The sequence below is a fragment of the Streptomyces sp. NPDC032198 genome (assembly GCF_040636975.1).
Classification (GTDB): domain Bacteria; phylum Actinomycetota; class Actinomycetes; order Streptomycetales; family Streptomycetaceae; genus Streptomyces.
This window is the reverse complement of record NZ_JBEZVL010000007.1, coordinates 415,304-442,024: the sequence shown is the minus strand read 5'-3', so window position 1 is coordinate 442,024 and position 26,721 is coordinate 415,304. Positions and strand designations below refer to the sequence as shown.

At 71.0% G+C, this 26,721-nt stretch carries 23 protein-coding genes; 3 read left to right on the top strand and 20 right to left on the bottom strand.

What is annotated here, in order from left to right; genetic code table 11:
• The first annotated feature begins 3 nt into the window (after positions 1 to 3).
• Positions 4 to 2,226, top strand: a complete 2,223-nt coding sequence (locus AB0E78_RS21495) for an MMPL family transporter (protein ID WP_361834586.1) — start codon at positions 4 to 6, stop codon at positions 2,224 to 2,226.
• Here AB0E78_RS21495 and AB0E78_RS21490 read toward each other — a convergent pair.
• On the bottom strand, positions 2,200 to 3,657 hold the full coding sequence (locus tag AB0E78_RS21490) for a transcription antitermination factor NusB (RefSeq protein WP_361834584.1): 1,458 nt from the start codon (positions 3,655 to 3,657) through the stop codon (positions 2,200 to 2,202). The two genes, AB0E78_RS21495 and AB0E78_RS21490, sit on opposite strands and share 27 nt — an antisense overlap.
• 34 nt (positions 3,658 to 3,691) lie before the next feature.
• Positions 3,692 to 4,636 (bottom strand): methionyl-tRNA formyltransferase, encoded by a 945-nt coding sequence (gene fmt / locus AB0E78_RS21485; protein WP_361834582.1) that lies wholly within the window; start codon positions 4,634 to 4,636, stop codon positions 3,692 to 3,694.
• A 348-nt stretch (positions 4,637 to 4,984) separates the two neighbouring features.
• Here fmt and AB0E78_RS21480 point away from each other — a divergent pair, with 348 nt between their 5' ends.
• On the top strand, positions 4,985 to 5,533 hold the full coding sequence (locus AB0E78_RS21480) for a hypothetical protein (RefSeq protein WP_361834580.1): 549 nt from the start codon (positions 4,985 to 4,987) through the stop codon (positions 5,531 to 5,533).
• Between the two features lie 296 nt (positions 5,534 to 5,829).
• Here the strand turns inward: AB0E78_RS21480 and AB0E78_RS21475 are convergent, their stop codons facing one another.
• From AB0E78_RS21475 to pyrR, 14 genes are all read right to left on the bottom strand, one after another.
• Complete coding sequence (locus AB0E78_RS21475) at positions 5,830 to 7,977, bottom strand: primosomal protein N' (protein ID WP_361834577.1); 2,148 nt, start codon at positions 7,975 to 7,977, stop codon at positions 5,830 to 5,832.
• A 124-nt stretch (positions 7,978 to 8,101) separates the two neighbouring features.
• Positions 8,102 to 9,310: a methionine adenosyltransferase gene (gene metK / locus AB0E78_RS21470; RefSeq protein ID WP_361834575.1), complete on the bottom strand. Its 1,209-nt coding sequence runs from the start codon at positions 9,308 to 9,310 to the stop codon at positions 8,102 to 8,104.
• Between the two features lie 314 nt (positions 9,311 to 9,624).
• Positions 9,625 to 10,845: a bifunctional phosphopantothenoylcysteine decarboxylase/phosphopantothenate--cysteine ligase CoaBC gene (gene coaBC / locus AB0E78_RS21465; RefSeq protein ID WP_361834572.1), complete on the bottom strand. Its 1,221-nt coding sequence runs from the start codon at positions 10,843 to 10,845 to the stop codon at positions 9,625 to 9,627.
• 118 nt (positions 10,846 to 10,963) lie between these two features.
• Positions 10,964 to 11,236, bottom strand: coding sequence for a DNA-directed RNA polymerase subunit omega (gene rpoZ / locus AB0E78_RS21460; RefSeq protein WP_005319902.1), 273 nt, complete (start codon positions 11,234 to 11,236; stop codon positions 10,964 to 10,966).
• 74 nt (positions 11,237 to 11,310) lie between these two features.
• Entirely contained in the window at positions 11,311 to 11,904 is a 594-nt protein-coding gene (gene gmk / locus AB0E78_RS21455) for a guanylate kinase (RefSeq protein WP_361834569.1), read from the bottom strand.
• Between the two features lie 38 nt (positions 11,905 to 11,942).
• Positions 11,943 to 12,266: an integration host factor gene (locus AB0E78_RS21450; RefSeq protein WP_003956414.1), complete on the bottom strand. Its 324-nt coding sequence runs from the start codon at positions 12,264 to 12,266 to the stop codon at positions 11,943 to 11,945.
• 276 nt (positions 12,267 to 12,542) lie between these two features.
• Entirely contained in the window at positions 12,543 to 13,388 is an 846-nt protein-coding gene (pyrF, locus tag AB0E78_RS21445) for an orotidine-5'-phosphate decarboxylase (protein WP_361834566.1), read from the bottom strand.
• Positions 13,385 to 14,491 (bottom strand): quinone-dependent dihydroorotate dehydrogenase, encoded by a 1,107-nt coding sequence (locus AB0E78_RS21440; RefSeq protein WP_361834564.1) that lies wholly within the window; start codon positions 14,489 to 14,491, stop codon positions 13,385 to 13,387. Before AB0E78_RS21440 ends, pyrF begins: the two co-directional genes overlap by 4 nt.
• Positions 14,492 to 14,565: 74 nt before the next feature.
• Positions 14,566 to 17,874, bottom strand: coding sequence for a carbamoyl-phosphate synthase large subunit (gene carB, locus AB0E78_RS21435; RefSeq protein WP_361834561.1), 3,309 nt, complete (start codon positions 17,872 to 17,874; stop codon positions 14,566 to 14,568).
• Complete coding sequence (gene carA, locus AB0E78_RS21430) at positions 17,867 to 19,033, bottom strand: glutamine-hydrolyzing carbamoyl-phosphate synthase small subunit (protein ID WP_361834558.1); 1,167 nt, start codon at positions 19,031 to 19,033, stop codon at positions 17,867 to 17,869. The genes carB and carA overlap by 8 nt, the downstream gene beginning before the upstream one ends.
• Positions 19,030 to 19,626, bottom strand: a complete 597-nt coding sequence (locus tag AB0E78_RS21425; RefSeq protein ID WP_361834555.1) for a hypothetical protein — start codon at positions 19,624 to 19,626, stop codon at positions 19,030 to 19,032. The genes carA and AB0E78_RS21425 overlap by 4 nt, the downstream gene beginning before the upstream one ends.
• Positions 19,623 to 20,909, bottom strand: a complete 1,287-nt coding sequence (locus AB0E78_RS21420) for a dihydroorotase (protein WP_361834552.1) — start codon at positions 20,907 to 20,909, stop codon at positions 19,623 to 19,625. Before AB0E78_RS21420 ends, AB0E78_RS21425 begins: the two co-directional genes overlap by 4 nt.
• Before the next feature lie 3 nt (positions 20,910 to 20,912).
• On the bottom strand, positions 20,913 to 21,899 hold the full coding sequence (locus AB0E78_RS21415) for an aspartate carbamoyltransferase catalytic subunit (protein ID WP_160503766.1): 987 nt from the start codon (positions 21,897 to 21,899) through the stop codon (positions 20,913 to 20,915).
• An 84-nt stretch (positions 21,900 to 21,983) separates the two neighbouring features.
• Complete coding sequence (gene pyrR / locus AB0E78_RS21410) at positions 21,984 to 22,556, bottom strand: bifunctional pyr operon transcriptional regulator/uracil phosphoribosyltransferase PyrR (protein ID WP_361834550.1); 573 nt, start codon at positions 22,554 to 22,556, stop codon at positions 21,984 to 21,986.
• Between the two features lie 198 nt (positions 22,557 to 22,754).
• On the opposite strand from pyrR, the gene bldD reads away from it, so the two are divergent.
• A complete protein-coding gene (gene bldD / locus AB0E78_RS21405) occupies positions 22,755 to 23,255 on the top strand; it encodes a transcriptional regulator BldD (protein WP_249591133.1) in 501 nt (166 codons plus the stop codon).
• A gap of 210 nt (positions 23,256 to 23,465) precedes the next feature.
• Here the strand turns inward: bldD and nusB are convergent, their stop codons facing one another.
• The 4 genes from nusB to AB0E78_RS21385 form a co-directional block, all read right to left on the bottom strand.
• On the bottom strand, positions 23,466 to 23,900 hold the full coding sequence (gene nusB / locus AB0E78_RS21400; RefSeq protein WP_361834547.1) for a transcription antitermination factor NusB: 435 nt from the start codon (positions 23,898 to 23,900) through the stop codon (positions 23,466 to 23,468).
• 2 nt (positions 23,901 to 23,902) lie between these two features.
• Complete coding sequence (gene efp / locus AB0E78_RS21395) at positions 23,903 to 24,469, bottom strand: elongation factor P (protein WP_344521662.1); 567 nt, start codon at positions 24,467 to 24,469, stop codon at positions 23,903 to 23,905.
• Between the two features lie 58 nt (positions 24,470 to 24,527).
• The gene (locus AB0E78_RS21390) at positions 24,528 to 25,634 is read right to left on the bottom strand and encodes a M24 family metallopeptidase (RefSeq protein WP_361834544.1); all 1,107 of its coding nucleotides are present in this window, start codon (positions 25,632 to 25,634) and stop codon (positions 24,528 to 24,530) included.
• Positions 25,635 to 25,720: 86 nt separating this feature from the next.
• On the bottom strand, positions 25,721 to 26,659 hold the full coding sequence (locus AB0E78_RS21385; protein WP_361834541.1) for a Pro-rich N-terminal domain-containing protein: 939 nt from the start codon (positions 26,657 to 26,659) through the stop codon (positions 25,721 to 25,723).
• Positions 26,660 to 26,721: the final 62 nt, after the last annotated feature.

The window sequence follows — 26,721 nt, the reverse complement described above, 5'->3', positions numbered from 1 at the left end:
GCCATGCCAGACGAACGGTCGGACGGACGGCGCGAGGCGGGCCGCGGCGTGGGCGGGCTGGTGTGCGGGCGGCGCACCAAGTGGCTTGTGGTGCTGTTCTGGCTGGTGGTGATCGTCGCCGCGGCACCGCTCGCCCAGAAGCTCACGGACGCCCAGGACAACCAGGCGTCGTCCTGGCTGCCCGGCTCCGCGGAATCCACCCAAGTCCTGGACACCTCCGAGGAGTTCAGGCCCGAGCAGATTCCCGCGATCATCGTGTACGCCCGCGAGGACGGACTGAACCTCGCGGACCGGGCGCGGATCGCCAAGGACGTAAGGGAGCTCAAGGAGCTGCGCGCCCATGGCGTACGGGGCCAGGAGACCCGCGGGCCCGTCTTCGACGCGAAGCGGCCCGCCGACGCCCAGGCGGCGCAGGTCTTCGTGCCCATCACGATGGACGAGAAGGGCTGGGAGCGGATCGCGCCGGCCGTCGACTCGATGCGCGACGTGGTGGGCGGGACCGGTGAGAAGGCGGAGGGGCTCTCGGTGCACGTCACCGGGCCCGGCGGTACGTCGGCGGACTTCTCCGAGGCGTTCGAGGGCATCGGCTCGACGCTGCTCCTCGCCGCGGCCGGCGTGGTCGTCGTGATCCTCCTGATCACCTACCGCAGCCCGGTTCTCCTGCTCGTCCCGCTGCTCTCGGTGATCGTCTCCCTCTTCACCGCGCAGGCGCTGGTCTACCTCCTGGCGGAGTACGCGGGCCTGACGGTCAACGGCCAGAGCGCGGGCATCCTGACGGTCCTCGTCTTCGGGGCGGGGACGGACTATGCCCTGCTCCTGGTCGCTCGCTATCGCGAAGAGCTGCGCCGCCACGAGGACCGGCACGAGGCGATGCAGCTCGCCCTGCATCGGGCGGGCCCCGCGGTCATCGCGTCGGGCGCCACGGTCGTGGTCAGCATGCTGGTGCTGCTCACCGCCGACATGAACTCGACGCGGGGCCTCGGCCCGGTGGCCGCGATCGGCGTCGCGGTCGCCCTGCTGGTGATGATGTCGCTGTTCCCCGCCCTCCTGGTGGTCTGCGGCCGGTGGCTGTTCTGGCCGCTGATCCCGCACAACGGTTCGGACGAGCCCACCGAGCGCGGTGTCTGGGCCCGCACGGGCCGCCGTATCGCCCACCGCCCGCGTCTGACCTGGAGCGTCACCGCGGTGGCCCTCGCGGCGCTGGCGCTTGGCCTGACGCAGCTGCGCGCCGAAGGGCTGAGCAACGCGGACTCGTTCACGGACAAGCCGGAGTCGATCGTGGGCCAGGAGGTGCAGGCGGAGTACTTCCCCGCGGGCAGCGGTGACCCGCTGGTGATCGTGGCGAACACGGGCCAGGGCGACGAGGTCCGCAGGGTGGTCGCGCGGACCCGCGGCGTGGACCGGACGAGCGTCGCCGTGCCGCCGGGGACCAAGGTGGAGTCCGAGGGCCAGGTCCTGTTCGAGGCGACTGTGACCGACCCCTCCGACAGCGAGGCGGCCAAGCAGACCGTGGAGCGGGTGCGCGAAGCGGTGCACGCGGTGCCCGACGCGGACGCGCAGGTGGGCGGCGGCACGGCGGCCCTCCTGGACATGGACCGCGCCACGGCCCACGACAACAAGCTGGTGATCCCGCTCGTCCTGGTGGTCGTCCTGCTGATCCTGACCGTGCTGCTGCGCGCCCTGATCGCGCCGCTGCTCCTGATCGCGACGGTCGTGCTCTCGTTCTCCGCCGCGCTCGGCATCAGCGCGCTCGCCTTCCGTCACCTCTTCGACTACGCGGGTGAGTCCACGGACTTCCCGCTCTTCGTCTTCGTGTTCCTGGTGGCACTCGGCATCGACTACAACATCTTCCTGTCGACCCGCATCCGTGAGGAAGCGGGCCGACAGGGCACCCGTGCGGGCGTGCTCACGGGCCTCGCCGCGACCGGCGCGGTGATCACGTCGGCGGGCCTGGTCCTGGCGGGCACCTTCGCCGCGCTCGGCACGCTCCCGATGGTGGCGTTCGCCGAGATCGGCTTCGCGGTCGCGCTCGGCGTCCTGCTCGACACCTTCGTCGTACGGTCCGTCCTGGTCACCGCGTTGTTCCTGGACGTGGGGCCGAAGGTGTGGTGGCCGCACGCCCTGAGCAAGGACCCCGCCGCCCGTACGCCCTCGACCGTGGTGGCGGGCAAGGGCACCGGAAAGGAGACGGGAGCGGAGTCAGGCAGTCCGCCGGATCAGCGCTAGGTACATCGCGTCCGTGCCGTGCAGATGCGGCCACAGCTGGACATCGGGTCCGTCACCGAGCGCCGGTACGTCCTGCATCAGCGGCCGGGCGTCGATGAGCTCGGCACCCGGGTGCTGCTTGAGCACGTCGTCCACGACGGCACGCGTCTCCGCGAGGTGCGGTGAACAGGTGGCGTACCCGACGACGCCCCCGACCCGCACGGACTCCAACGCGGTACGCAGCAGCCCCCGTTGCAGCGGCGCGAAGCCGTCCAGGTCCTCGGGGCGGCGGCGCCAGCGGGCCTCGGGGCGACGGCGCAGGGCGCCGAGTCCCGTGCAGGGCACGTCCATCAGGACACGGTCGAAGGTGCCGGGCTGCCACGGCGGCCGGGTGCCGTCGGCGGCGATGACCTCGTACGGTCCCGGGTTGCCCCGCAGCGCCTGGGCGACGAGGCGGGCCCGGTGCGGCTGCTTCTCGGCGGCGAGCAGGGCGGCGCCCCGCTGCGAGGCGAGACCCGCGAGCATGGCGGCCTTGCCGCCGGGGCCCGCGCAACCGTCGAGCCACCTCTCGTCGCGCCCCTCCACCGGGGCGTTCGCGAGTGCGATCGCGACGAGCTGGCTGCCCTCGTCCTGGACCCCCGCGCGACCTTCGCGCACAGCCTCGATCGACCCGGGCTCGCCGCCTTCGCTGAGCCGCACGGCATACGGCGACCAGCGGCCCGGCAGCGCGGACTCCTCGCCGACCGCGTCCAGGAGCTCATCGGCGGTGGTGCGTCCCGGCCGGGCCACGAGAGTCACCTCGGGCCGCTCGTTGTCGGCCTCCAGAAGGTCCTCGATGCCCGCACGGCCGCCGCCGAGCGCGTCCCAGAGCGCGGAGACGACCCAGCGGGGGTGCGAGTGGACGACGGCGAGATGGTCCTCGGCATCGTCGTCGTAGGGCGGCGCGACCTTCTCCACCCAGGTGTCGAGATCGTCGGCGGCGACCTTGCGCAGGACCGCGTTGACGAACTTGGCCCGCCCGTCACCGAGCACCACGCGCGCCAGCTCCACGGACGCGGAGACGGCGGCGTGCGTCGGGATGCGCGTGCCGAGCAACTGGTGCACGCCCATGTTCAGGACGTCGAGGACCGGCGGGTCGACCTCGCGCAGCGGCCGGTCGATGCAGGCGGCCACGATCGCGTCGTACGTTCCCTGCCTGCGCAGCGTCCCGTAGACCAGCTCGGTGGCGAGCGCCGCGTCACGCGCGTCGAACTTGTCGGGCCCCTCCTTCTCGCGGGCCTTGCGCAGCAGCGGCGGCAGGACGAGGTTCGCGTAGGCATCACGCTCGTCCACGGCACGCAGCGCCTCGAAGGCGAGGAAACGGACGGGGTCCTTCTTGGGACGGCGGTGCGGCTTGCCGGGCTTACCGGACTTGGCCTGCTGCTGGGGACGCCGGCCTGGCTGGTCGTTCAAAGGTGCTCCGCTATTGGGTGGGGGCTGAACCTGTTCAGCGTACGTCGGTCGCCCCGACCAGCTCACCCGGGGCGATCCGCACCCCGCGCGCCCAGTCGGCGCCGCGCATCGGCTTCTTGCCCTGCGGCTGGACCCAGAGCAGCTCCACGGCGTGCGAGCCGGAGCCGACGTACACGTTGTTCTTGGCGGCCGCGAGTTCGCCGGGCGCGAGGTCCGTGCGGTCCGCGACGAGCGCGGCCTGGATGATCTTCAGCCGCTCCCCGCGGAACACGGTCCAGGCGCCGGGCGCGGGGGTGCAGCCGCGCACGACCCGGTCGACGCGGAGGGCCGGGGCGGACCAGTCCACCTGGGCATCCTCGACGGTGATCTTCGGGGCGAGGGTGATGCCGTCGGCGGGCTGCGGTACGGCCTTCAGGGAGCCGTCCTCGATGCCGTCCATGGTGGCGGCGAGCAGCCCGGAGCCCGCGAAGGCCAGGCGGGTGAGCAGGTCGCCGCTGGTGTCGGTGGCCCGCACGACCTCGGTGACCGTCCCGTACACGGGCCCGGAGTCGAGCCCCTGCTCGATCAGGAAGGTGGAGGCGCCGGTGATCTCGTCCCCCGCCATCACGGCGTGCTGCACGGGTGCGGCACCGCGCCAGGCGGGCAGCAGCGAGAAGTGCAGGTTGACCCACCCGTGGGCCGGAACGTCCAGTGCGACCTTGGGCAGCAGAGCGCCATAGGCGACGACCGGGCAGCAGTCGGGCGCGATCTCACGCAGCCGCGCCAGGAAGTCCTCGTCGCGCGGCTTCACCGGCTTGAGCACCTCGATCCCGGCCTCCTCCGCGCGCTGGGCGACGGGGCTCGCGATCAGTCTGCGTCCGCGGCCCGCGGGGGCGTCGGGCCGGGTCACGACGGCGGCCACCTCATGCCGGTCGGAGGCGATCAGGGCGTCCAGGGCGGGGACGGCGACCTCGGGGGTGCCTGCGAAGACGAGCTTCATCGGTGGCTGTCGGCCTCTCGGAACGAAGAGATGCGGGAAGCACACCAGTCTATGAGCCGTGGGGGTGGGGCGCGCTCTGCGGGGGCGTAAGTCCGGAGCGTGGGCACGGAGGCGTAAGCACGGGGCTGCTCTTCAGGCGACGCCTTCCGTCAGGCCGTTCGCCCCGTGCGGTCATACCGCGTACGGCTCTCCCGGGGGCGTACGTGTGGCCGCGCGCCCTGTGCATATGCGCACACGCCCCCGAAGCGTGACCCCACACGAACTAGCGCGTTGGTCAAGAAAGAGTTGACCACAGCGGGCCGCGATTGCGGCCCGATCCTTTTCAACGCCGGTTCGAGAGGCTTGTTCATGGCCGACCACGCAACCCACGACGCCCAGGCACGGGCCAGCCTGCACCTCCTGGTTCGGGACATCGAGCGGGTCCGCCGGCAGGTGGACGCACTGCGTACCCTCACCGCCCAGCTCGGCAACGTCTACCGCCCGCGCCGCTCCAGCCCCTCAGCGGGCTTCGTCGTGTACGGGCGTGCCCCTGCCCCGACCGTCCGCCTCGCCCAGGAACTCCGGGACAGCGTGGAGACACTGGTGACCGCCGCGGTGGACTTCGACCGCTCGCTGGGCTTTTCGTGGGACGCGGTGGGCTCGGCCCTCGGGGTCACCAAGCAGGCGGTGCACCGCCGTTACGGCGCCCGCCGGGCCACGACCCAGGCCGCGGCGGAAGCGGAGCGCGCCACGGAGACGGTTCCCGCCCCCGCGACTGCCCGGCCCCCGGTCCCGGTCGGCGCCCCCCTGCCCTCGGTGCCCGCGGCCCGCGCGATGCCGACCCAGCCCACGGCAGGCAGCCCCGCTCTCCGCGAGGAGCCCCGCCCCAGCATCTTCCCGGGCCCACGCAACGGCTGAGAGCACGACGGCTCAGCACGACAACTCGGCGGCTGCCCTACCGGTTTCCCCGGTGCGGGCAGCCGCCGTCGTTGCGAGCGGGCACGGCAGGCACGGCGGCAGGCAGGGCGATCGGGGCGACGGAGGCCTTCTCTACCCCCGCGCAGCCGAGGGCTTGGGGAAGGGGGAACACGGCGCCCCACGACTCGCCCGGACAACCGACAGGGCAAGCTCCCAACAAGCGCTGGGCACTGGGCGCCAGGCAGCAGGCGTCCGCTCCCGGAAGTGCTCAACAAGGCGGCGGCCCAGCCAGCGGCCTAGCCGATGTCCAGCGGGTCGACCCGGATCCGTACGGGCTCCCCGGCCCCCCGGGCCATCCGCGCGGCCTGAGCCGCCTTCAGCGCGGCGGCAAGCGCGGCCCCGCTGCCCGGCGGCACCCGGACCAGCACCCGCTCCCACCGCTCCCCGGCCGGCGCCGCCCCCGCCCGGCGCGCGGGTCCGGGCCCCGCGTCCGGCACGGGAACGGGCCCCAACACCGCTGCGTCCCCCGGAAGTTCCGCCGCCGCGAGGAACTCGGTGAGCGCCTCCGAAGTTCCCGCCACGGAGGCCATCCGCGACACGGGCGGAAACCCCAGCTCGGCCCGCTCGGAGAGCTCCCGCACCGCGTGCCCCACGGGATCCCACCGCACAAGGGCCTGCACGGGCCGCAGGGTCGGCTCGGCGACGACCACCACGGTGCCGCCCGCCCCCTGGGGCCGCACCAGGGCGGAGGCCCCGATCCACCGCCGCAGCGCCTCCTCCCCGGCCCGCAGGTCGGGCCGCCCCAGCATGGCCCACCCGTCGAGCAGCAGGGCAGCGGCATAACCGCCTTCGGCGACAGGCTCGGCCCCCGGTGTACTCACCACCAGCGCGGGCGCCCCCGGCACCGTGTCGAGAACCTGCTCCCGCCCCGACGTCCGCACCGGCACCGCCGGAAACGCCCGCCCCAACTCCTCGGCCGTACGCCGCGCCCCGACCACCTGAGCCCGCAGCCGGAACCCCCCGCACTCCCCGCAGTGCCAGGCGCCTTCGGCCACCCCGCACCAGCCGCACCACAGCCCGCCGCCGTCCCGCGCCTCCAACGGCCCCGCGCAGTGCCGGCACCGCGCGGGCTGCCGGCACCTGTCGCACGCGAGCCGGGGCACGTACCCCCGACGCGGCACCTGGACCAGCACGGGCCCATGCTTCAGCCCCTCCCGCACCACGTTCCAGGCAAGGGTCGGAAGCCGCGCGGCCCGGGCGGCCTCGTCCCGGGCAAGGTCGCCGTCCCCCACGGTCCGTACGAGCGGCGCGGCCCCCCGCACCTGCTCCCGGTCGGCGGCCAACGGCGCCGCCCACCCGCTCTCCACGAGCTGTGCGGCCTCAACCGTGCAACTCCAACTCCCCAGCAGAAACCCGCACTTGTCCCGCGAGGCACGCAGCTCCAGCACTTCACGGACATGCGGAAAGGGAGCGTTGTCATCACTGTGGCTGGCATCGCCGTCGTCCCAGATCACGACGAGCCCGAGATTCCGTACGGGGGCGAACATGGCGGCCCGCGTGCCCACGACCGCCCGCACGGCACCGCGCCGCACGGAGAGCCACTCCCGATACCGCCGCTCCTGCCCCACATCAGCGGTGAGCAGAGCATGCTGCCCCGCCCCCATGAGCTGGGTCAGCGCCGCGTCGACCCTCGCAGCGGGCCGCCCGGCGGGCACGACGACCAGGGCCCCCCGCCCCGACGCCAGAGCCGCCTGCACGGCGCGCGCGATCTCCTCGGCCCACTCGGGCCCGGGAAGCGCGGTCCACACGGCCCGGGGAGCGCCCCCCGAGGCCAGCGCTCCGAGAAACTCCGCCCCATGTCCGTACCGCCGCCAGGACCCCGCGTCAGGCGCCGCCGGAGGCGCCGGAGTCTCCCCCGCCACCCGCGCCTCGGCCCGAGCGTGCCGGGGCGGAACGGCCAGCTGCAGCACATCGGCGAGGCTGCCCGCGTACCGGTCGGCCACGGCCCGGGCAAGCCCGAGCAACTCTCCCTCGAGCACGGGCTCGGGCGAGACGACCTGCGCAAGGGCGGCCAGCGGCCCGGAGTAGTCCGACTCGGCGACCCGCTCCACGAGGAACCCGTCGATCAGCCCCCCGCCCTCACGCCGCCCACTGCGCACGTTCCGCGTACCGGCCCCGAACCGCACCCGGACCCGCACCCCGGGCTGCGCCTGCTCGTCAAGCTCCTCGGGCACCGCATAGTCGAAGTACCGGTCAAGATGCAGCACACCCTTGTCCACCAGCACCCGGGCCACGGGCAGACTCTTCGCCAACGCGGCCCCCCGCCACGTCCGAGGCTTGGCCCGCGGCACCTCGGCCTTCCGCACAGCCTCCCGAATAAGCGCAAGCTGCTCCGGAGGCTCGGCCCCGCCGCCCCCCTCAGACCTCTGGTTCTCGCTGCTCACACCAGCATTCCTACCAGACCCCACTGACACGGCCACGAGCCCGATATCCCCCCGCCGCACGACGAAGCCCGGCGCCCCCACCAGGGGCGCCGGGCTTCGTCAGAACTCGCTGAGCGAGGCGTTCTTACAGCCCCGCAGCCTTCCGCAGCGCGTCCACGCGGTCCGTGCGCTCCCACGTGAAGTCGGGGATCGCGCGGCCGAAGTGGCCGTACGCGGCGGTCTGGGCGTAGATCGGGCGCAGCAGGTCCAGGTCGCGGATGATCGCGGCCGGGCGGAGGTCGAAGACCTCGGCGATGGCGGCCTCGATCTTGTCGGTGTCGACCGTGGCCGTGCCGAAGGTCTCCACGAACAGGCCCACCGGCTCGGCCTTGCCGATCGCGTAGGCGACCTGGACCTCGCAGCGGGCCGCGAGGCCTGCGGCGACGACGTTCTTGGCGACCCAGCGCATCGCGTACGCGGCCGAGCGGTCGACCTTGGACGGGTCCTTGCCGGAGAAGGCGCCGCCGCCGTGGCGGGCCATGCCGCCGTACGTGTCGATGATGATCTTGCGGCCGGTGAGGCCGGCGTCGCCCATCGGGCCGCCGATCTCGAAGCGGCCGGTCGGGTTGACCAGGAGGCGGTAGCCGTCGGTCTCCAGCTTGATGCCGTCCTCGAGGAGCGCCTTCAGCTCGGGCTCGACGACGAACTCCCGGATGTCGGGGGCCAGGAGCGAGTCCAGGTCGATGTCCGAGGCGTGCTGGGAGGAGACGACCACCGTGTCGAGGCGGACGGCCTTGTCGCCGTCGTACTCGATGGTGACCTGGGTCTTGCCGTCGGGGCGCAGGTACGGGATGGTCCCGTTCTTGCGGACCTCGGACAGGCGGCGCGAGAGACGGTGCGCGAGGTGGATCGGGAGCGGCATCAGCTCCGGCGTCTCGTCGCAGGCGTAGCCGAACATCAGGCCCTGGTCGCCCGCGCCCTGCTTGTCGAGCTCGTCCTCGTCACCCTCGACACGCTTCTCGTACGCCGTGTCGACGCCCTGAGCGATGTCGGGGGACTGCGAGCCGATGGACACCGAGACGCCGCAGGAGGCGCCGTCGAAGCCCTTCTTCGAGGAGTCGTAGCCGATCTCGAGGATCTTCTCGCGCACCAGCTGCGCGATCGGCGCGTACGCCTTGGTCGTCACCTCGCCGGCCACGTGCACCAGGCCGGTGGTGATCAACGTCTCCACGGCGACCCGGGATTTCGGGTCCTCCCGCAGGAGCGCGTCGAGAATGGTGTCGCTGATCTGGTCAGCGATCTTGTCGGGGTGACCCTCGGTCACAGACTCCGAGGTGAAGAGACGGCGGGACACATCGCTCCCTGTGGTTGCAGCGGCTGCTGGCTGATCATTGGTGGACGGCCGGGAGCTGCGCCCGGCGTCGTCCGAGACCAGTTTATCGGTCACACTCGCCCGCCGGACCACGCGTCTCGCCACTTGGGAGTGCTGTGACCTGCGGCACTGCATTGTGCGGTACGACGATCGGTCTCCACCAGAGGGCCTCGCGCCCGAATTTCCCGGGTTTGAGGCGCCCAGTGGGGCGATTGTGACATTTGGGGTCAGGTTTACACCCCTGTTCTGCTGTCGTTTCGACAGGGGGATTCTTCTAGGGGTAGCCCCTATTTTCTTCAGGAATTCGTCGGCAGACGTTCGGCGACGAGATCCCAGACCGTGTCCGCGAGCGCTTCCTTGGGGCCGTAGGGAACGGGGGTCTCACTGCCGTCCGCGCCGAGCACGACCGCCTCGTTCTCCTCGGAGCCGAATGTCTTGCGCTCGCCCACCTCGTTGACGACGAGCAGGTCACAGCCCTTGCGCTCCAGTTTGGCGCGGCCGTTGGCGAGCACGTCGTCGGTCTCCGCGGCGAAGCCGACGACGACCTGGCCGGGGCGCGGCCTCTCGGCAGCGATCCCGGCGAGCTCGGCGAGGATGTCGGGGTTGCGGACCAGGGCGATCGGGGGCTGCTCGTGGCCGTCCCTCTTCTTGATCTTTCCGGCCGCGTACGTCTCGGGCCGGAAATCGGCCACGGCAGCGGCCATCACCACGGCGTCGGCGTCAGCGGACGCCTTCAGGACCGCCTCGCGGAGCTGGACGGCGGTTCCGACGTGCACGATGTCGACGCCCGCGGGGTCCGGCAGCGCCGCGTTCGCCGACAGGAGCGTCACTCGGGCGCCCCGCGCCGCCGCGCTGCGGGCCAGTGCGTACCCCTGCTTGCCGGAGGAGCGGTTGCCCAGGAAGCGGACCGGGTCGAGCGGCTCGCGCGTCCCGCCCGCGCTGACGACGACGTGCCGCCCCGCGAGATCGCGGGCCAGGTCTCCGCGCGCCAGGACACGGCGTACGACCTCGAAGAGCTCCACCGGGTCGGGGAAGCGGCCCTTGCCCGTGTCCACGCCCGTGAGGCGGCCGACGGCGGGCTCGACGACGAGGGCGCCGCGGCGGCGCAGCGTGGCGACGTTCTCCTGGGTGGCCGGGTGCTCCCACATCTCCGTGTGCATGGCGGGCGCGAAGATCACCGGACAGCGGGCGGTGAGGAGCGTGTTCGTCAGGAGGTCGTCGGCGAGGCCGTGGGCCGCCTTGGCCATCATGTCGGCCGTCGCCGGGGCGACGATCACGACGTCGGCGGACTGGCCGATCCGGACGTGCGGCACCTCGTGGACGGAGTCCCACACCTCGGTCGAGACCGGGTTGCCGGAGAGCGCCGACCAGGTGGCCGCGCCCACGAAGTGCAGCGCGGAATCGGTCGGCACGACGCGCACGTCATGGCCCGACTCGGTCAGCCGCCGCAGCAACTCACAGGCCTTGTACGCGGCGATTCCGCCGCTGACCCCCAGAACGACCTTGGGCTTGCCCACCGTGCCTCCCCGCACTTCTGATCCCCGCGTTCGGGGACGTACGACTCCATGACACACCACAGGCCCGGCAGTCGCGCTGCCGGGCCTGTGCTGAAGAACTGCAGGAAAAGAACTGCGACTACTGAGCCGGGCCCTCGATGGCCTCGGACGTCAGCAGACCCGCGTTGATCTCGCGGAGCGCGATCGAGAGCGGCTTCTCGTGGACGTGGGTGTCCACCAGCGGGCCGACGTACTCCAGCAGGCCCTCACCGAGCTGCGAGTAGTACGCGTTGATCTGGCGCGCGCGCTTGGCGGCGTAGATCACGAGGCTGTACTTCGAGTCGGTCGCTTCGAGGAGCTCATCAATCGGCGGGTTGATGATGCCCTCGGGCGCAGTGATGGAAGAGGACACTCTCTGCCTTCCGATGGGGATCGGCCTTCGAATGGAGAATGAAGGTCAATCCGGGTTACTGAGGATGAAGAAGATCAAACAACTTTCATCAAGGCTAGCAGCTCACGCGCTACATCCTCGACGGAGGTATTGACCAGGGTCGTATCGAACTCGGCCTCGGCGGCCAGTTCGATCTTTGCCGCGCCGAGCCTGCGCTCGATCACCTCGGGCGCCTCGGTCCCCCGGCCGGTGAGCCTGCGGACCAGCTCTTCCCAGCTCGGCGGGGCGAGGAACACCAGCTGGGCCTCGGACATCGACTCGCGGACCAGGCGCGCGCCCTGCAGATCGATCTCCAGGAGGACGGGCTCGCCCGCCTCCAGGCGCTTGAGGACGGCACCCCGTGGAGTGCCGTAGCGGTTGCCCGCGAACTCGGCCCACTCCAGGAGCTCGCCGTTGGCGATCAGCTTGTCCATCTCGTCGTCGGAGACGAAGAAGTAGTGGACGCCGTCCTTCTCGCCGGGGCGCGGCTTCCGGGTGGTCGCCGAGACCGAGAGCCAGACCTCGGGGTGTTCTTTGCGCATATGAGCGACGACCGTGCTCTTGCCGACCCCGGAAGGGCCGGAGAGCACGGTCAGCCGCGGACGTACGTCCGGGGGCACGGGGGTCGTCCCCCGGGATGTTGCAGCCATGCAGCGATTATCCAGGTTCTCAGGAGTGCCTGAGAACGTCAGGCAGGACCACCGCCGAACTCACGCTCCAAGGAGGCGATCTGGTTGGAGCCGAGACCGCGCACACGGCGGCTCTCGGAGATGCCAAGACGCTCCATGATCTGCTTGGCGCGGACCTTGCCCACGCCCGGCAGGGACTCCAGGAGAGCGGAGACCTTCATCTTGCCGATGACATCGTTCTCCTGACCCTGCTTGATGACCTCATGAAGCGAGGCACCGGAGTGCTTGAGTCGATTCTTGACCTCGGCCCGCTCCCGGCGAGCCGCGGCGGCCTTTTCGAGCGCGGCTGCGCGCTGTTCAGGGGTAAGGGGCGGAAGAGCCACGCCTACGTCACCTCGGATGTCGAACTGTCGGATACGGACCGGTGAGGAACCTAGTCGCCCCACACCTGGTGAGCAACGTGCAACGCGCTTGCCCGTTCGCTCTCGTCGGAGACTAGCGGGCATGGCCGCCAGAGTCAGCGAGAACAGACGAAAAGTCCTGGTCAGCCTCTGTCGAGGTGTGCATTTCGGGCATTTCACCCTGGATTTGGCCCGGCGAGGCATCAACGAAACGTGGGGTCGTGGCCGGACACGTCCTTCGAAGGCGGAAAAACACCCTCAGGCCGAGGCGACGGCCTCGCGGATTTCGTCCGCGAAACGGTTCGCCGCGACGCGAAGCCCCGCCGCGTCGGGACCGTGCCGCAGGACACCGCGGCTGACGCTCGGCACGACATTGCGCACGGCGTCCCCGAAGACACCCGGCAGATCGGCCGGGGTGGCTCCCTGTGCCCCGATGCCGGGGGCGAGCAGCGGACCGTTGACCGCGAGGTCGTACGACGACAGGTCGCCCAGCGTGGCCCCGACGACGGCGCCGAAGGACCCCAGGGGCTCCGCACCGGCGTTCTCCGCCGCCAGGTGCCCAAGGATCGTCGCGCCGATCGTGCGGCCGTCCTCGCGCACCGCGTGCTGCACCTCGGCGCCCTCGGGGTTGGAGGTGAGGGCGAGCACGAAGAGTCCGGTGCCGTTCTCGCGCGCGAGGTCGACGGCCGGCTTCAGCGAGCCGTAGCCGAGGTAGGGCGAGACCGTGAGGGCGTCGGAGAACAGCGGCGAGTCCTTGTGCAGGAAGGTCTCGGCGTACGCGGCCATCGTCGAGCCGATGTCGCCGCGCTTGGCGTCCATGACCACCAGGGCCCCGGCCGCGCGCAGCTCCTGGACCGCCTTCTCGAGGACGGCGATGCCGCGCGAGCCGAAGCGCTCGAAGAACGCGCTCTGCGGCTTGAACACCGCGACGCTCCCGGCGAGCGCCTCGACGACGGTCCCGGTGAACTTCTCCAGGCCCGCGACGTCGTCGTTCAGGCCCCAGGCGGACAGCAGGGAGGCGTGCGGGTCGATGCCGACGCAGAGCGGCCCGCGCTCGTCCATGGCGTGGCGCAGGCGCGTACCGAAGGGTTCGAGAGCACTCATGCGGACTTCCTTGTGTCGGCGCCGACGGCCTCGGCGAGCGTGGCGTACGGGGAGGTGTTGAGCCGGGCGGCCAGGCCCTTGTGGATCGCGCGGCCCCAGAAGGGCCCTTCGTAGATGAACGCGCTGTAGCCCTGCACCAGGGTGGCGCCCGCGAGGATGCGCTGCCAGGCGTCCTCGGCGTTCTCGATGCCGCCGACGCCCACGAGCGTGATGCGGTCGCCCACGCGCGCGTAGAGGCGGCGCAGGACCTCCAGGGAGCGCTCCTTGAGGGGCGCCCCGGAAAGGCCGCCGGTCTCTCCGTAGAGCGAAGGTTCGGATTGCAAACCGAGGCTCTCGCGCGCGATGGTCGTGTTCGTGGCGATGATGCCGTCGAGGCCGAGCTCGACGGCCAGGTCGGCGACCGCGTCGATGTCCTCGTCCGCGAGGTCGGGGGCGATCTTCACGAGGAGCGGCACGCGCCGTCCGGTGACGCTCCGGTCGGCCGCCTCGCGCACGGCGGTCAGCAGCGGGCGAAGCGACTCCGTGGCCTGGAGGTTGCGCAGGCCGGGGGTGTTGGGGGACGACACGTTCACCACGAGGTAGTCGGCGTGGCCGGCGAGCCGCTCGGTCGACTTCACGTAGTCGGCGGCGGCCTCCTCCTCGGGGACGACCTTGGTCTTGCCGATGTTCACGCCCACGACCGTCTTGAAGACGGCCTTGCGGGCGCCCAGGCGCTCGGCCACGGCCGCCGAGCCCTCGTTGTTGAAGCCCATGCGGTTGATCAGCGCGCGGTCCTGCACGAGGCGGAACAGCCGCTTCTTGGGGTTGCCGGGCTGCGGCTCCCCCGTGACGGTGCCGATCTCGATGTGGTCGAAGCCCAGCATCGACATGCCGTCGATCGCGACGGCGTTCTTGTCGAAGCCCGCCGCGAGACCGAAGGGCCCGTGCATCCGCAGCCCGAAGGCCTGGGTGCGCAGCTCCTTGTGGCGCGGCGCGAGCACGGCCGCGACGAAGGTGCGCAGCACGGGGATACGGGCCGCGAGCCGGATCCAGCGGAAGGCCAGGTAGTGGGCCTGCTCCGGGTCCATGCGCTTGAAGACGAGGTCGAAGAAGAATTTGTACATGTGGGTGTCCTCAGGGGTCTTCAGGTGTGCTCACCAGAAGGGGGACACCGGATCGGTGTCCCCCAAGTGGGCTGCTAGTCGCGGGCCGCGGTCAGATGCTCCGCGTGTTCCTGGAGTGAACGGACGCCCACGTCCCCGTGGTTGAGCGCGTCGATGCCCTGGACGGCGGCGGCGAGCGCCTGGACCGTCGTCAGGCACGGCACGGAGCGGGAGACCGCCGCCGTACGGATGTCGTAGCCGTCGAGGCGGCCACCGGTGCCGTACGGGGTGTTGACGATGAGATCGACCGCGCCGTCGTGGATCAGCTGGACGATCGTCTTCTCGCCGTTCGGGCCCTCGCCCTCGCTCTGCTTGCGCACGATGGTGGCGTTGATGCCGTTGCGCTTGAGCACCTCGGCCGTACCGGACGTGGCGAGCAACTCGAAGCCGTGCGCGACCAGTTCACGCGCCGGGAAGATCATCGAGCGCTTGTCGCGGTTGGCCACCGAGATGAAGGCGCGGCCCTTGGTCGGCAGCGGGCCGTACGCGCCGGCCTGCGACTTGGCGTACGCCGTGCCGAACACCGAGTCGATGCCCATGACTTCGCCCGTGGAGCGCATCTCCGGGCCGAGGACGGTGTCGACGCCGCGCCCGTGGATGTCGCGGAAGCGGCTCCACGGCATGACGGCTTCCTTCACCGAGATCGGCGCGTCCATCGGCAGCGTGCCGCCGTCGCCGGTCGCCGGGAGCATGCCCTCGGCGCGCAGCTCGGCGACGGTCGCGCCGAGCGAGATGCGCGCGGCGGCCTTGGCCAGCGGCACCGCGGTCGCCTTCGAGGTGAAGGGGACGGTGCGCGAGGCACGCGGGTTGGCCTCCAGGACGTAGAGGATGTCCCCGGCCATCGCGAACTGGATGTTGATGAGCCCGCGGACGCCGACGCCCTTGGCGATGCCCTCCGTGGAGGCCCGCAGGCGCTTGATGTCGTAGCCGCCGAGGGTGATCGGGGGCAGCGCGCACGCCGAGTCGCCGGAGTGGATGCCGGCCTCCTCGATGTGCTCCATGACGCCGCCGAGGTAGAGCTCCTCGCCGTCGTAGAGCGCGTCCACGTCGATCTCGATCGCGTCGTCCAGGAAGCGGTCGACGAGCACCGGCCGCGAGGGGCTGATCTCGGTCGACTCCTCGATGTACGCGGAGAGGCGCGTCTCGTCGTAGACGATCTCCATGCCGCGGCCGCCGAGCACGTACGACGGGCGTACGAGGACGGGGTAGCCGATCTCGTCGGCGATGGCCTTGGCCTCGGCGAAGGTCGTCGCGGTGCCGTGCTTGGGCGCGGGGAGGCCGGCCTCGGCGAGCACGCGGCCGAAGGCGCCGCGGTCCTCGGCGGCGTGGATGGCCTCGGGCGGGGTGCCCACGACCGGCACGCCGTTGTCCTTGAGCGCCTGCGCGAGGCCGAGCGGGGTCTGGCCGCCGAGCTGGACGATGACGCCCGCGATCGGCCCGGCCTGCGCCTCGGCGTTGACGATCTCCAGGACGTCTTCGAGCGTCAGCGGCTCGAAGTACAGACGGTCGGAGGTGTCGTAGTCCGTGGAGACGGTCTCGGGGTTGCAGTTGACCATCACGGTCTCGTAGCCCGCGTCGCTCAGCGCGAAGGAGGCGTGGACGCAGGAGTAGTCGAACTCGATGCCCTGGCCGATGCGGTTGGGGCCCGAGCCCAGGATGATCACCGCGGGCTTCTCGCGCTTGGCGACCTCGTTCTCCTCGTCGTACGAGGAGTAGAAGTACGGCGTCTTGGCGGCGAACTCGGCGGCGCAGGTGTCGACCGTCTTGTAGACCGGGCGCACCCCGAGGGCGTGCCGCACCTCGCGGACGACGTCCTCGCGCAGACCGCGGATCTCCGCGATCTGGTGGTCGGAGAAGCCGTGCCGCTTGGCCTCGGCGAGCAGGTCGACGTCCAGGCGCTCGGCGGCGGTCAGCTCGTCAGCGATCTCCTTGATCAGGAAGAGCTGGTCGACGAACCACGGGTCGATCTTCGTGTACTCGAAGACCTCTTCGGGGGTGGCGCCGGCGCGGATGGCCTGCATGACGGAGTTGATGCGCCCGTCGGTGGGCCGGACGGCCTCTTCCAGAAGAAGGGCCTTGTCGCCGGGCTCGCCCACGAAGGTGAACTGCGAGCCCTTCTTCTCCAGCGAGCGCAGCGCCTTCTGGAGGGCCTCGGTGAAGTTGCGGCCGATCGCCATGGCCTCACCGACCGACTTCATGGTGGTCGTCAGGGTGGAGTCCGCCGAGGGGAACTTCTCGAAGGCGAAACGCGGGGCCTTGACCACCACGTAGTCGAGCGTCGGCTCGAAGGAGGCCGGGGTCTTCTCGGTGATGTCGTTCGGGATCTCGTCCAGCGTGTAGCCGACGGCCAGCTTCGCTGCGATCTTCGCGATCGGGAATCCGGTGGCCTTCGACGCGAGCGCGGATGACCGCGAGACACGCGGGTTCATCTCGATGACGATGACCCGGCCGTCCGTCGGGTCGATGGCGAACTGGATGTTGCAGCCGCCGGTGTCGACGCCGACCTCGCGGATGATCGCGATGCCGACGTCACGCAGGGTCTGGTACTCGCGGTCGGTCAGCGTCATCGCGGGCGCGACGGTGATCGAGTCGCCGGTGTGCACGCCCATCGGGTCGAAGTTCTCGATGGAGCAGACGACCACGACGTTGTCGTTCTTGTCGCGCATCAGCTCCAGCTCGTACTCCTTCCAGCCGAGGATGGACTCCTCGAGGAGCACCTCGGTGGTCGGCGAGAGTGTGAGGCCCTGTCCGGCGATGCGGCGCAGCTCCTCCTCGTCGTGCGCGAAGCCGGAACCGGCGCCGCCCATGGTGAAGGAGGGGCGGACGACGACGGGGTAGCCGCCGAGCTCGTCGACGCCCTTGAGGACGTCGTCCATGGAGTGGCAGATGTACGAGCGGGCGGACTCGCCGTGCCCGATCTTCTTGTGGACCTCTTCGACGACGCCCTTGAAGAGGTCGCGGTCCTCGCCCTTGTTGATCGCCTCGACGTTGGCGCCGATGAGCTCGACGCCGTACTTCTCCAGGACGCCCTGCTCGTGCATGGAGATCGCGGTGTTGAGCGCGGTCTGGCCGCCGAGGGTGGGCAGGAGCGCGTCGGGGCGCTCCTTGGCGATGATCTTCTCGACGAACTCCGGGGTGATCGGCTCGACGTAGGTCGCGTCGGCGATCTCCGGGTCGGTCATGATCGTCGCCGGGTTCGAGTTCACCAGGATGACGCGCAGGCCCTCGGCCTTGAGGACGCGGCAGGCCTGGGTGCCGGAGTAGTCGAACTCCGCTGCCTGGCCGATGACGATCGGGCCGGAGCCGATGACCAGGACGGACTGGATATCGGTGCGCTTAGGCACGCTGGGCTCCTTCTGCGGTCATCAGGGCTGCGGTCATCAGGGAAACGAAGCGGTCGAAGAGGTACGCGGCGTCGTGCGGTCCCGCAGCGGCTTCGGGGTGGTACTGGACGCTGAACGCGGGCTGGTCGAGGAGCTGGAGCCCCTCCACCACCTGGTCGTTGAGGCACACGTGGGAGACCTCGGCGCGCCCGTAGGGGGTGTCGGAGACCTTGTCGAGCGGCGCGTCGACGGCGAAGCCGTGGTTGTGCGCGGTGACCTCGACCTTGCCGGTCGTGCGGTCCTGCACGGGCTGGTTGATGCCGCGGTGGCCGTACTTCAGCTTGAACGTGCCGAAGCCGAGGGCGCGGCCGAGGATCTGGTTGCCGAAGCAGATGCCGAACAGCGGAGTCTTGCGCTCCAGGACGGCCCGCATGACGGCGACGGGGCCGTCCGCGGTCGCCGGGTCGCCGGGACCGTTGGAGAAGAACACGCCGTCGGGCTGGACCGCGTAGATGTCCTCGGCGGTCGCGGTCGCGGGCAGGACGTGCACCTCGATGCCGCGCTCGGCCATGCGGTGCGGGGTCATGCCCTTGATGCCGAGGTCGACGGCGGCGACGGTGAAGCGCTTCTCGCCGATCGCGGGGACGACGTACGTCTCCTTGGTGGCGACCTCGGCGGCGAGGTCCGAGCCCTTCATCTCGGGCTGCTGACGGACCTCGGCGAGCATGACGCCCTCGTCCGGGAGCGCGTTGCCGGAGAAGATCCCGACGCGCATCGCGCCGCTCTCGCGCAGGTGGCGGGTGAGGGCACGCGTGTCGATGCCGCTGATGCCGACGACGCCCTGATTGACGAGTTCCTCGTCGAGCGTGCGCTGCGAGCGCCAGTTGGAGGGCACGCGCGCGGGGTCGCGCACGACGTAGCCGGCGACCCAGATCTTCTTCGACTCGGGGTCCTCGTCGTTCACGCCCGTGTTGCCGACGTGCGGGGCCGTCATGACGACGACCTGGCGGTGGTACGAGGGGTCGGTGAGCGTCTCCTGGTAACCGGTCATGCCGGTGGAGAACACCGCTTCGCCGAAGGTCTCCCCCACGGCCCCGTAGGCGCGGCCGCGGAAGATGCGGCCGTCCTCCAGGACGAGTACGGCGGGAGTCTTGTGGGCTCCCCTGGTGGAGGTCGTCATCGTGCGGTGCCTTCCTTCGTGCTGGTCGTGTTGATCATGTTGTTGATGGCCTCGACCCACTGGGCCTGCTCGGCCGCGTGGTCCGAGCGGAAGCCCGAGTCGAGCAGCTTCTCGCCGTGCTCCCACGTGACGATCAGCAGACCGCCCTCCGCGAGGACCTTTCCGGCGATGCCCTTGTCGAGCCTGGCCTCCCGCAGCTGTGCGGCCGGGACGAAGAAGTCGGCCGCCCCGGGGCGTACGACATCGAGGCCCGCGTCCGTGAGCGTCAGCTCCACGCGGCTGCGGGTACCGAGACCGTGCGCCACGATGCGGTCCAGCCACTGTCCTGCCGTGGTCGAGCCGTGGTAGCGGCCGGTCAGCTCAAGTCTCGCCGGGCCCGGGTCATCCGGCACCACGGGAAGCGGCGGCAGGTCGCCCTGGAGCGTGCCGCGCCACTTCCAGCCCTCGCGCATCAGCCAGTAGACGAGCGCGATGAAGAGCAGCAGTCCGACGACCCAGCCCGCGCGAGCGGCCCAGTCCGTCACATCCGCCGACTTCTTCTCGGCGGCGAATACGACGGCGTTTCCTGCGGCGGCAGAGATCAGAGAGGTCACGCGAGCTTCCCGTCGACGAGCGTGGCGCGGCCCCGCAGCCACGTGTGCGTCACGCGACCGGGCAGCTCACGGCCCTCGTAGGGGGTGTTGCCGCTGCGCGAGGCGAAGCCCGCGGGGTCCACGACACCACGGTAAGCCGGATCGAGAAGCGCGAGGTTCGCGGGCTCACCTGCCGAGACGGGGCGGCCGTGGGTGGTGGCGCCACCGATCCGGGCGGGCTTGACGGACATCCGGTCCGCGACGGCGGCCCAGGTCAGCAGGCCCGTCTCGACCATCGTCTGCTGGACGACGGAGAGCGCCGTCTCCAGGCCCACCATGCCCATGGCGGCCGCGGCCCACTCGCAGTCCTTGTCCTCGTGCGGGTGCGGGGCGTGGTCGGTGGCGACGATGTCGATCGTGCCGTCGGCCAGGGCCTCGCGCAGCGCCATGACGTCGCGCTCGGTGCGCAGCGGCGGGTTGACCTTGTAGACCGGGTTGTACGAGCGGACCAGCTCGTCGGTCAGGAGCAGGTGGTGCGGGGTGACCTCGGCGGTGACGTCGATGCCGCGCGACTTCGCCCAGCGGACGATCTCGACGGATCCGGCGGTCGACAGGTGGCAGATGTGCACCCGCGAGCCGACGTGCTCGGCGAGCAGCACGTCACGCGCGATGATCGACTCCTCGGCGACGGCGGGCCAGCCGCCGAGACCGAGCTCGGCGGAGACGATGCCCTCGTTCATCTGTGCGCCCTCGGTGAGGCGCGGCTCCTGCGCGTGCTGCGCGACGACCCCGCCGAACGCCTTCACGTACTCCAGGGCGCGGCGCATGATCACGGCGTCGTCGACGCACTTGCCGTCGTCGGAGAAGACGGTGACGCCGGCCGCGGACTCGTGCATGGCGCCGAGCTCGGCGAGCTTCTTGCCCTCCAGGCCGACGGTGACGGCGCCGATGGGCTGGACGTCCGCGTAGCCGCCCTCCTGGCCGAGGCGGTAGACCTGCTCGACGACGCCCGCGGTGTCGGCGACGGGGAAGGTGTTGGCCATGGCGAACACGGCGGTGTAGCCGCCGGACGCGGCGGCCCGCGTGCCGGTCAGGACGGTCTCGGAGTCCTCGCGGCCGGGCTCGCGCAGGTGGGTGTGCAGGTCGACGAGGCCGGGCAGCAGGATCTTGCCGTCGGCCTCGACCACGGTCGCGTCGCCCGCGTCGAGGCCGGTCCCCACCTCGAGGATGGTCTCGCCGTCGATCAGGACGTCCTGGGGCTCGCCGCCAAGGACCTTCGCACCACGGATCAGGGTCTTGCTCATGTCTTACTTCTCCTCGGAACCGGTGGGGCGGGTGTGGGTGACGGCGGGTTCGTTGCCGCCCAGGAGCAGGTAGAGGACGGCCATCCGGGTGTGGACGCCGTTGGCGACCTGCTCGATGACCGTGCAGCGGTCCGAGTCGGCGACCTCGGCGGTGATCTCCATGCCGCGGACCATCGGGCCCGGGTGCATCACGATGGCGTGCTCGGGCATCTTCGCCATGCGCTCGCCGTCCAGGCCGTAGCGGCGCGAGTACTCCCGCTCGGTCGGGAAGAACGCGGCGTTCATGCGCTCGCGCTGCACGCGCAGCATCATCACGGCGTCGGACTTCGGGAGCACCCGGTCCAGGTCGTACGAGACGTCGCAGGGCCAGCTGTCCACGCCGACCGGCACGAGGGTGGGCGGCGCCACCAGGGTCACCTGGGCGCCGAGGGTGTGCAGGAGGTCGACGTTCGAGCGCGCGACCCGGCTGTGCAGGACGTCGCCGACGAGCGTGATGCGCTTGCCGCTGAGGTCCTTGCCGAGGCCCGCGTCCCTGCCGACGAGGCGGCGCCGCATGGTGAAGGCGTCGAGCAGCGCCTGGGTGGGGTGCTGGTGGGTGCCGTCGCCCGCGTTGATCACGGGGGCGTCGATCCAGCCGGAGGTGGCGAGGCGGTAGGGGGCGCCGGACGCGCCGTGCCGGATGACGACGGCGTCGACGCCCATCGCCTCCAGGGTCTGGGCGGTGTCCTTGAGGGACTCGCCCTTGGAGACGCTGGAGCCCTTGGCGGCGAAGTTGATGACGTCGGCGGAAAGGCGCTTCTCGGCGGCCTCGAAGGAGATCCGGGTCCGGGTCGAGTCCTCGAAGAACAGATTGCAGATCGTGCGGCCGCGCAGGGCGGGAAGCTTCTTGATCGGCCGGTCGGCGACCCGGGCCATCTCCTCGGCGGTGTCGAGGATGAGAACGGCGTCGTCGCGGGTGAGGTCGGCGGCCGAGATGAGGTGTCGCATCATCTGGGTGTACTCCGTCATGTGGAGGTGTGCGGGCACGCGGGCGCGCAGGGGTGTGCCCCGGTGCCCGTGAGAGGGGAGCCGGTCCTACGCGGAAGCGGGCTTGGCACCGAGCAGCACGGCGTCGCGGCCGTCCTCCTCGGCGAGCTGGACCTTGACCGTCTCCCGCAGCGACGTGGGGAGGTTCTTGCCGACGTAGTCGGCGCGGATCGGGAGTTCGCGGTGGCCGCGGTCGACGAGGACGGCGAGCTGCACCGCGCGCGGGCGCCCGATGTCGTTCAGACCGTCGAGGGCGGCGCGGATGGTGCGACCGGAGAAGAGCACGTCGTCGACGAGGACGACGAGGCGGCCGTCGATACCGTCACCGGGGATCTCGGTGCGGGCGAGTGCGCGCGGCGGATGCATGCGCAGATCGTCGCGGTACATCGTGATGTCGAGTGAGCCAACCGGGATCGTGCGTCCGGTGATTTCTTCGAGCTTCTCGGCGAGGCGCCGGGCGAGGAATACGCCGCGCGTGGGAATGCCGAGCAGCACCACGTCTTCGGCGCCTTTGGCGCGCTCGACGATCTCGTGCGCGATACGGGTCAACACCCGTGCGATGTCCGGGCCTTCGAGCACGGGGCGCGCGACATCGGGTTCGTTCGTGTTGTTCGAGTCCATATGAAACGGACCTCCTTCTCCGCCTCACGGGACGGACCTTAAAGGACGTCGGAATTGCGCCATCCACGCTACCAGCATCGGCAACACCGCCGGTCACGGCCCCCCTCGGAGGGGTCGGTACGGACCATTCGGCTTGACGCACCCAAGTAACGCTGCGTAACCTCACAGTGAGTTACCGTTCTTCGTCCGGGGAGCTATATGTCCAGCGAATACGCCAAACAGCTCGGGGCCAAGCTCCGCGCCATCCGTACCCAGCAGGGCCTTTCCCTCCACGGTGTCGAGGAAAAGTCCCAGGGACGCTGGAAGGCGGTCGTGGTCGGTTCGTACGAACGCGGCGACCGCGCCGTGACCGTACAGCGCCTTGCCGAGTTGGCGGACTTCTACGGCGTCCCGGTCCAGGAACTGCTGCCCGGCACCGCTCCGGGCGGCGCCGCCGAGCCGCCGCCGAAGCTGGTGCTCGATCTGGAGCGCCTGGCGCACGTGCCGCAGGAGAAGGCAGGCCCGCTGCAGCGGTATGCCGCCACGATCCAGTCGCAGCGCGGTGACTACAACGGCAAGGTGCTCTCGATCCGCCAGGACGACCTGCGCACCCTCGCCGTGATCTATGACCAGTCGCCCTCGGTTCTCACCGAGCAGCTGATCAGCTGGGGAGTCCTGGACGCGGACGCGCGTCGCGCCGTCGCCCACGACGACGTCTGATCCCCAAGGGGCACTTGAGCAGAAACGTAACGCCGGGGTGGCCGGAACCGATCGGGTTCCGGCCACCCCGGCGTTTTACGTGGCCGCCCGCGCCCTCAGAGGCCACAGCGGCCCCCGGAGCCCCTGGACGGCTCCTGGACGCGCCAGAGGGCCCGCAGCGGCGTGCTGCGGGCCCTCTGAGCGGCGTGGGGGTCTTGAGGAACCCCCGAACTACGCCTCGTCGCGGCGCAGACTCGGCTTGAGATCCTTGAAGCGGCCGAGCAGGCCGTTCACGAAGGACGGCGAATCGTCCGTCGAGAACTCCTTGGCGAGCTGCACGGACTCGTCGAGCACCACGGCGTCCGGCGTCGCGTCGACCCAGATCAGCTCGTAGGCACCGAGCCGCAGGATGTTGCGGTCCACGACCGGCATCCTGTCCAGGGTCCACCCGACGGCGTACTGCGAGATCAGCTCGTCGATGTGGCGCGCGTGCTGCGCGTACCCCTCGACCAGCTCCATCGTGTACTCGCTCACCGGCGGCTGCCGGGTATCGGCCCGCGAGTGGCGCACCCAGTCCGCGAGGACCGTCACTACGTCGGCGCCACGCTGGTCGGCCTCGAAGAGGATCTGGAAGGCGCGCTTGCGGGCCGTATTACGAGCAGCCACGGTTAGCTGTTCACCCGGCCGAGGTAGCCGCTGTCACGGGTGTCGACCTTGATCTTCTCGCCGGTGGTGATGAAGAGCGGCACCTGGATCTGGTGGCCGGTCTCCAGCGTCGCGGGCTTGGTGCCGCCGGTGGAGCGGTCGCCCTGGACGCCGGGCTCGGTCTCCTGGATGACCAGCTCGACGGCGGCCGGCAGCTCGACGAAGAGGACTTCGCCCTCGTGCTGCGCGACGGAGGCCGTGAAGCCCTCGATCAGGAAGTTGGCGGCGTCACCGACGGACTTGCGGTCGACGTGCAGCTGGTCGTACGTCTCCATGTCCATGAAGACGAAGTAGTCGCCGTCCATGTAGGAGAACTGCATGTCGCGCTTGTCGATCGTCGCCGTGTCGACCTTGACGCCGGCGTTGAACGTCTTGTCGACGACCTTGCCCGACATCACGTTCTTGAGCTTGGTGCGCACAAAGGCGGGGCCCTTGCCGGGCTTGACGTGCTGGAACTCGACGACGGACCAGAGCTGGCCCCCGTCGAGCTTGAGCACCAGGCCGTTCTTGAGGTCGTTCGTGGAAGCCACGGTTGCGGAATCTCCTGGACTGACGTGGACGACCCCGGCGCACGCGCACAGCTCGAGGCTAGAGCGCGAGCAGCTCCTTGGTCGTAATGGTGAGTAGCTCGGGTCCGCCGTCCGCCTCGGGGCGCACGACGAGCGTGTCATCGATCCGGACACCTCCCCGTCCCGGGATGTGAACCCCCGGTTCGACGGTGACCGGCACGCAAGCGTCCAGTTTACCCATGGCCGCGGGCGCCAACTGCGGGTCCTCGTCGATTTCGAGCCCCACCCCATGTCCCATCAGCGGAGCAAGGCCGTCCGCATACCCCGCAGAGTCCAGTACATGACGTGCCGCGTGGTCGATGTCTCGGTAGGCGGCACCCGGTACGAGAGCCTCCCTGCCCGCCCGCTGAGCGGCGAAGACGAGGTCGTACAACTCGATCTGCCAGTCCGCGGGAGACGTACCGATGACGAACGTACGCCCGATCTCGCAACGATAACCGCGATAACTGGCCCCGAGGCACACGGAGAGGAAATCCCCCTCCTCCACCCGCCGGTCCGTCGGGCGGTGGCCGCCACGGCCGGCGTTCGGTCCGGTGCCGACGGAGGTCGGGAAGGCGGGCCCTTCCGCGCCGTGATCGACGAGGCGCCGCTCCAGCTCAAGGGCGAGGTGGCGTTCCGTACGCCCCACGAGAATGGATTCGAGCAGCTCACCGAGCGCCTGGTCGGCGATCTCGGAGCCGATCCGCAGACAGGAGATCTCCTCCTCGTCCTTGACGAGCCGCAGTTGTTCGACCGCTCCGCCGAGATCCGTGAGCCGCAGCCTCGGCGCGACGGATCCCAGCGCGCGATGCCGGGCGACCGTGAGGTCGTGCTCCTCCACGGCGAGCGAGTCGGCGCCCTGCGCCGCCGCGAGATCGCCGCCCGCGACGGCGGGATCCCCGCCGGACGCGTCGAGCAGCTGCACCCGCAGCCCCTCGTCGGGCCGCCCCTCGCCCTGCTCGTCACCGAGCGGTCTTGAGCACAGCAGCAGATCCTCGCTGCTGCCCAGCAGGAGCACGGCGCCCTGCGGCGCCGCCCCCGCGAGATACCGCACGTTGGCGGGACGGGACACCAGCGCCGACGCGCTGCCTCCCGCGGCACAACGCTCCCTCAACCGCTCACGGCGGGCCGCGTAGACCTCAGACATGGGACGAGCCTATGAGTGGCGGCGCGGGACGGCCGGTCGAGCGCGTCCGACCGGGGCGGCGGGCGGCGGACGTCAGGTGGACGCGGCTACCACTGCGGCGGGCTCGCGATGGAGCGGGCGAGGACGTCGTCAAGGACCCGGGCCGTGGCGGGCACGTCCAGCTGGGAGTTGTCGATGATGGGCAGACCCGAGCCGTACCACCCGGCCATGCGGCCGTGGATGCGGGCCACTTCCTCGTCCGTGAGGCGGCGGTTGCCGCTGCGCTCGGCGTTGCGCTCCAGGACGATCTCCAGGCCGGGCAGCAGGACCACCGGAAGCAGCCCGGGGCCCACGTGGCGCTTCCAGCCGCCGAGGCCGACGACCGGGCGGTCGGGGAAGACCGCGTCGTCGAGGATGCAGGAGATGCCGTTGGCCAGGAAGTTCCGTGCGGCGAAACCGCAGGTGCGGCGGGCCAGGCGGTACTGCGCCTCGGAGTGGTCGTTCCAGCCGGACTGGGGGTCCGCGAAGCCCGAGCGCACCCATTCGCGTACGTCGTCGAGGCTGATGTGGGCGGTCGGCACCCGGCGGTGCTCCGCCCAGTACTTGGCGACGCTCGTCTTGCCCGCGCCCGCCGGGCCGATCAGGAGGACGGCGAGCGTGGTGCCGCCGGTGTCCGCCTGGGCCGTGCCGGGCGGCGGGCTCGGCATGGCGACGGGGCCGCCGGGCGGGAGCTGGATGTGGCCCGTCGTGTCCGGGGTCGGGGGCACCGGGGCACCGCCGACCGGGACGTGGCCGTGCTGCGGGGCGCCCGGTGGCACGTGCTGCGGCGCCGGGGCGTGCGGGTGCGGGGCCGGCCCTTGCGGATGGGGGGCCGTGCCAGGGGGGTGCGGGGCGCCGGCGAAGCCCGGCGCGGGAGGCGGTGGGCCGCCCGGCGCGGCACCCGGCGGCGGACCACTCGGGTGATGTGCGGCCGGGGACCAGCCGGTGGCCGGTCCGTGCCCCGGCTGATGGGGCGGCGGCAGCGGAGACCCCACTGCGTGCTGCATCCGGTGCCACTCCGTCTCGTGCGACTGACGCTGGTCGGGCGGCGGCCGGGGCCACCCGTTAC

Excerpts from the sequence above, each read along its gene's own strand:
- AB0E78_RS21495 (WP_361834586.1), top strand. The coding sequence starts at position 4 with ATGCCAGACGAACGGTCGGACGGACGGCGCGAGGCGGGCCGCGGCGTG.
- fmt (WP_361834582.1), bottom strand. The coding sequence starts at position 4,636 with ATGAAGCTCGTCTTCGCAGGCACCCCCGAGGTCGCCGTCCCCGCCCTG.
- AB0E78_RS21480 (WP_361834580.1), top strand. The coding sequence starts at position 4,985 with ATGGCCGACCACGCAACCCACGACGCCCAGGCACGGGCCAGCCTGCAC.
- gmk (WP_361834569.1), bottom strand. The coding sequence starts at position 11,904 with ATGGCTGCAACATCCCGGGGGACGACCCCCGTGCCCCCGGACGTACGT.
- pyrF (WP_361834566.1), bottom strand. The coding sequence starts at position 13,388 with ATGAGTGCTCTCGAACCCTTCGGTACGCGCCTGCGCCACGCCATGGAC.
- AB0E78_RS21440 (WP_361834564.1), bottom strand. The coding sequence starts at position 14,491 with ATGTACAAATTCTTCTTCGACCTCGTCTTCAAGCGCATGGACCCGGAG.
- carA (WP_361834558.1), bottom strand. The coding sequence starts at position 19,033 with ATGACGACCTCCACCAGGGGAGCCCACAAGACTCCCGCCGTACTCGTC.
- AB0E78_RS21420 (WP_361834552.1), bottom strand. The coding sequence starts at position 20,909 with ATGAGCAAGACCCTGATCCGTGGTGCGAAGGTCCTTGGCGGCGAGCCC.
- AB0E78_RS21415 (WP_160503766.1), bottom strand. The coding sequence starts at position 21,899 with ATGATGCGACACCTCATCTCGGCCGCCGACCTCACCCGCGACGACGCC.
- pyrR (WP_361834550.1), bottom strand. The coding sequence starts at position 22,556 with ATGGACTCGAACAACACGAACGAACCCGATGTCGCGCGCCCCGTGCTC.
- bldD (WP_249591133.1), top strand. The coding sequence starts at position 22,755 with ATGTCCAGCGAATACGCCAAACAGCTCGGGGCCAAGCTCCGCGCCATC.
- AB0E78_RS21390 (WP_361834544.1), bottom strand. The coding sequence starts at position 25,634 with ATGTCTGAGGTCTACGCGGCCCGCCGTGAGCGGTTGAGGGAGCGTTGT.
- AB0E78_RS21385 (WP_361834541.1), bottom strand. The coding sequence starts at position 26,659 with ATGCAGCACGCAGTGGGGTCTCCGCTGCCGCCGCCCCATCAGCCGGGG.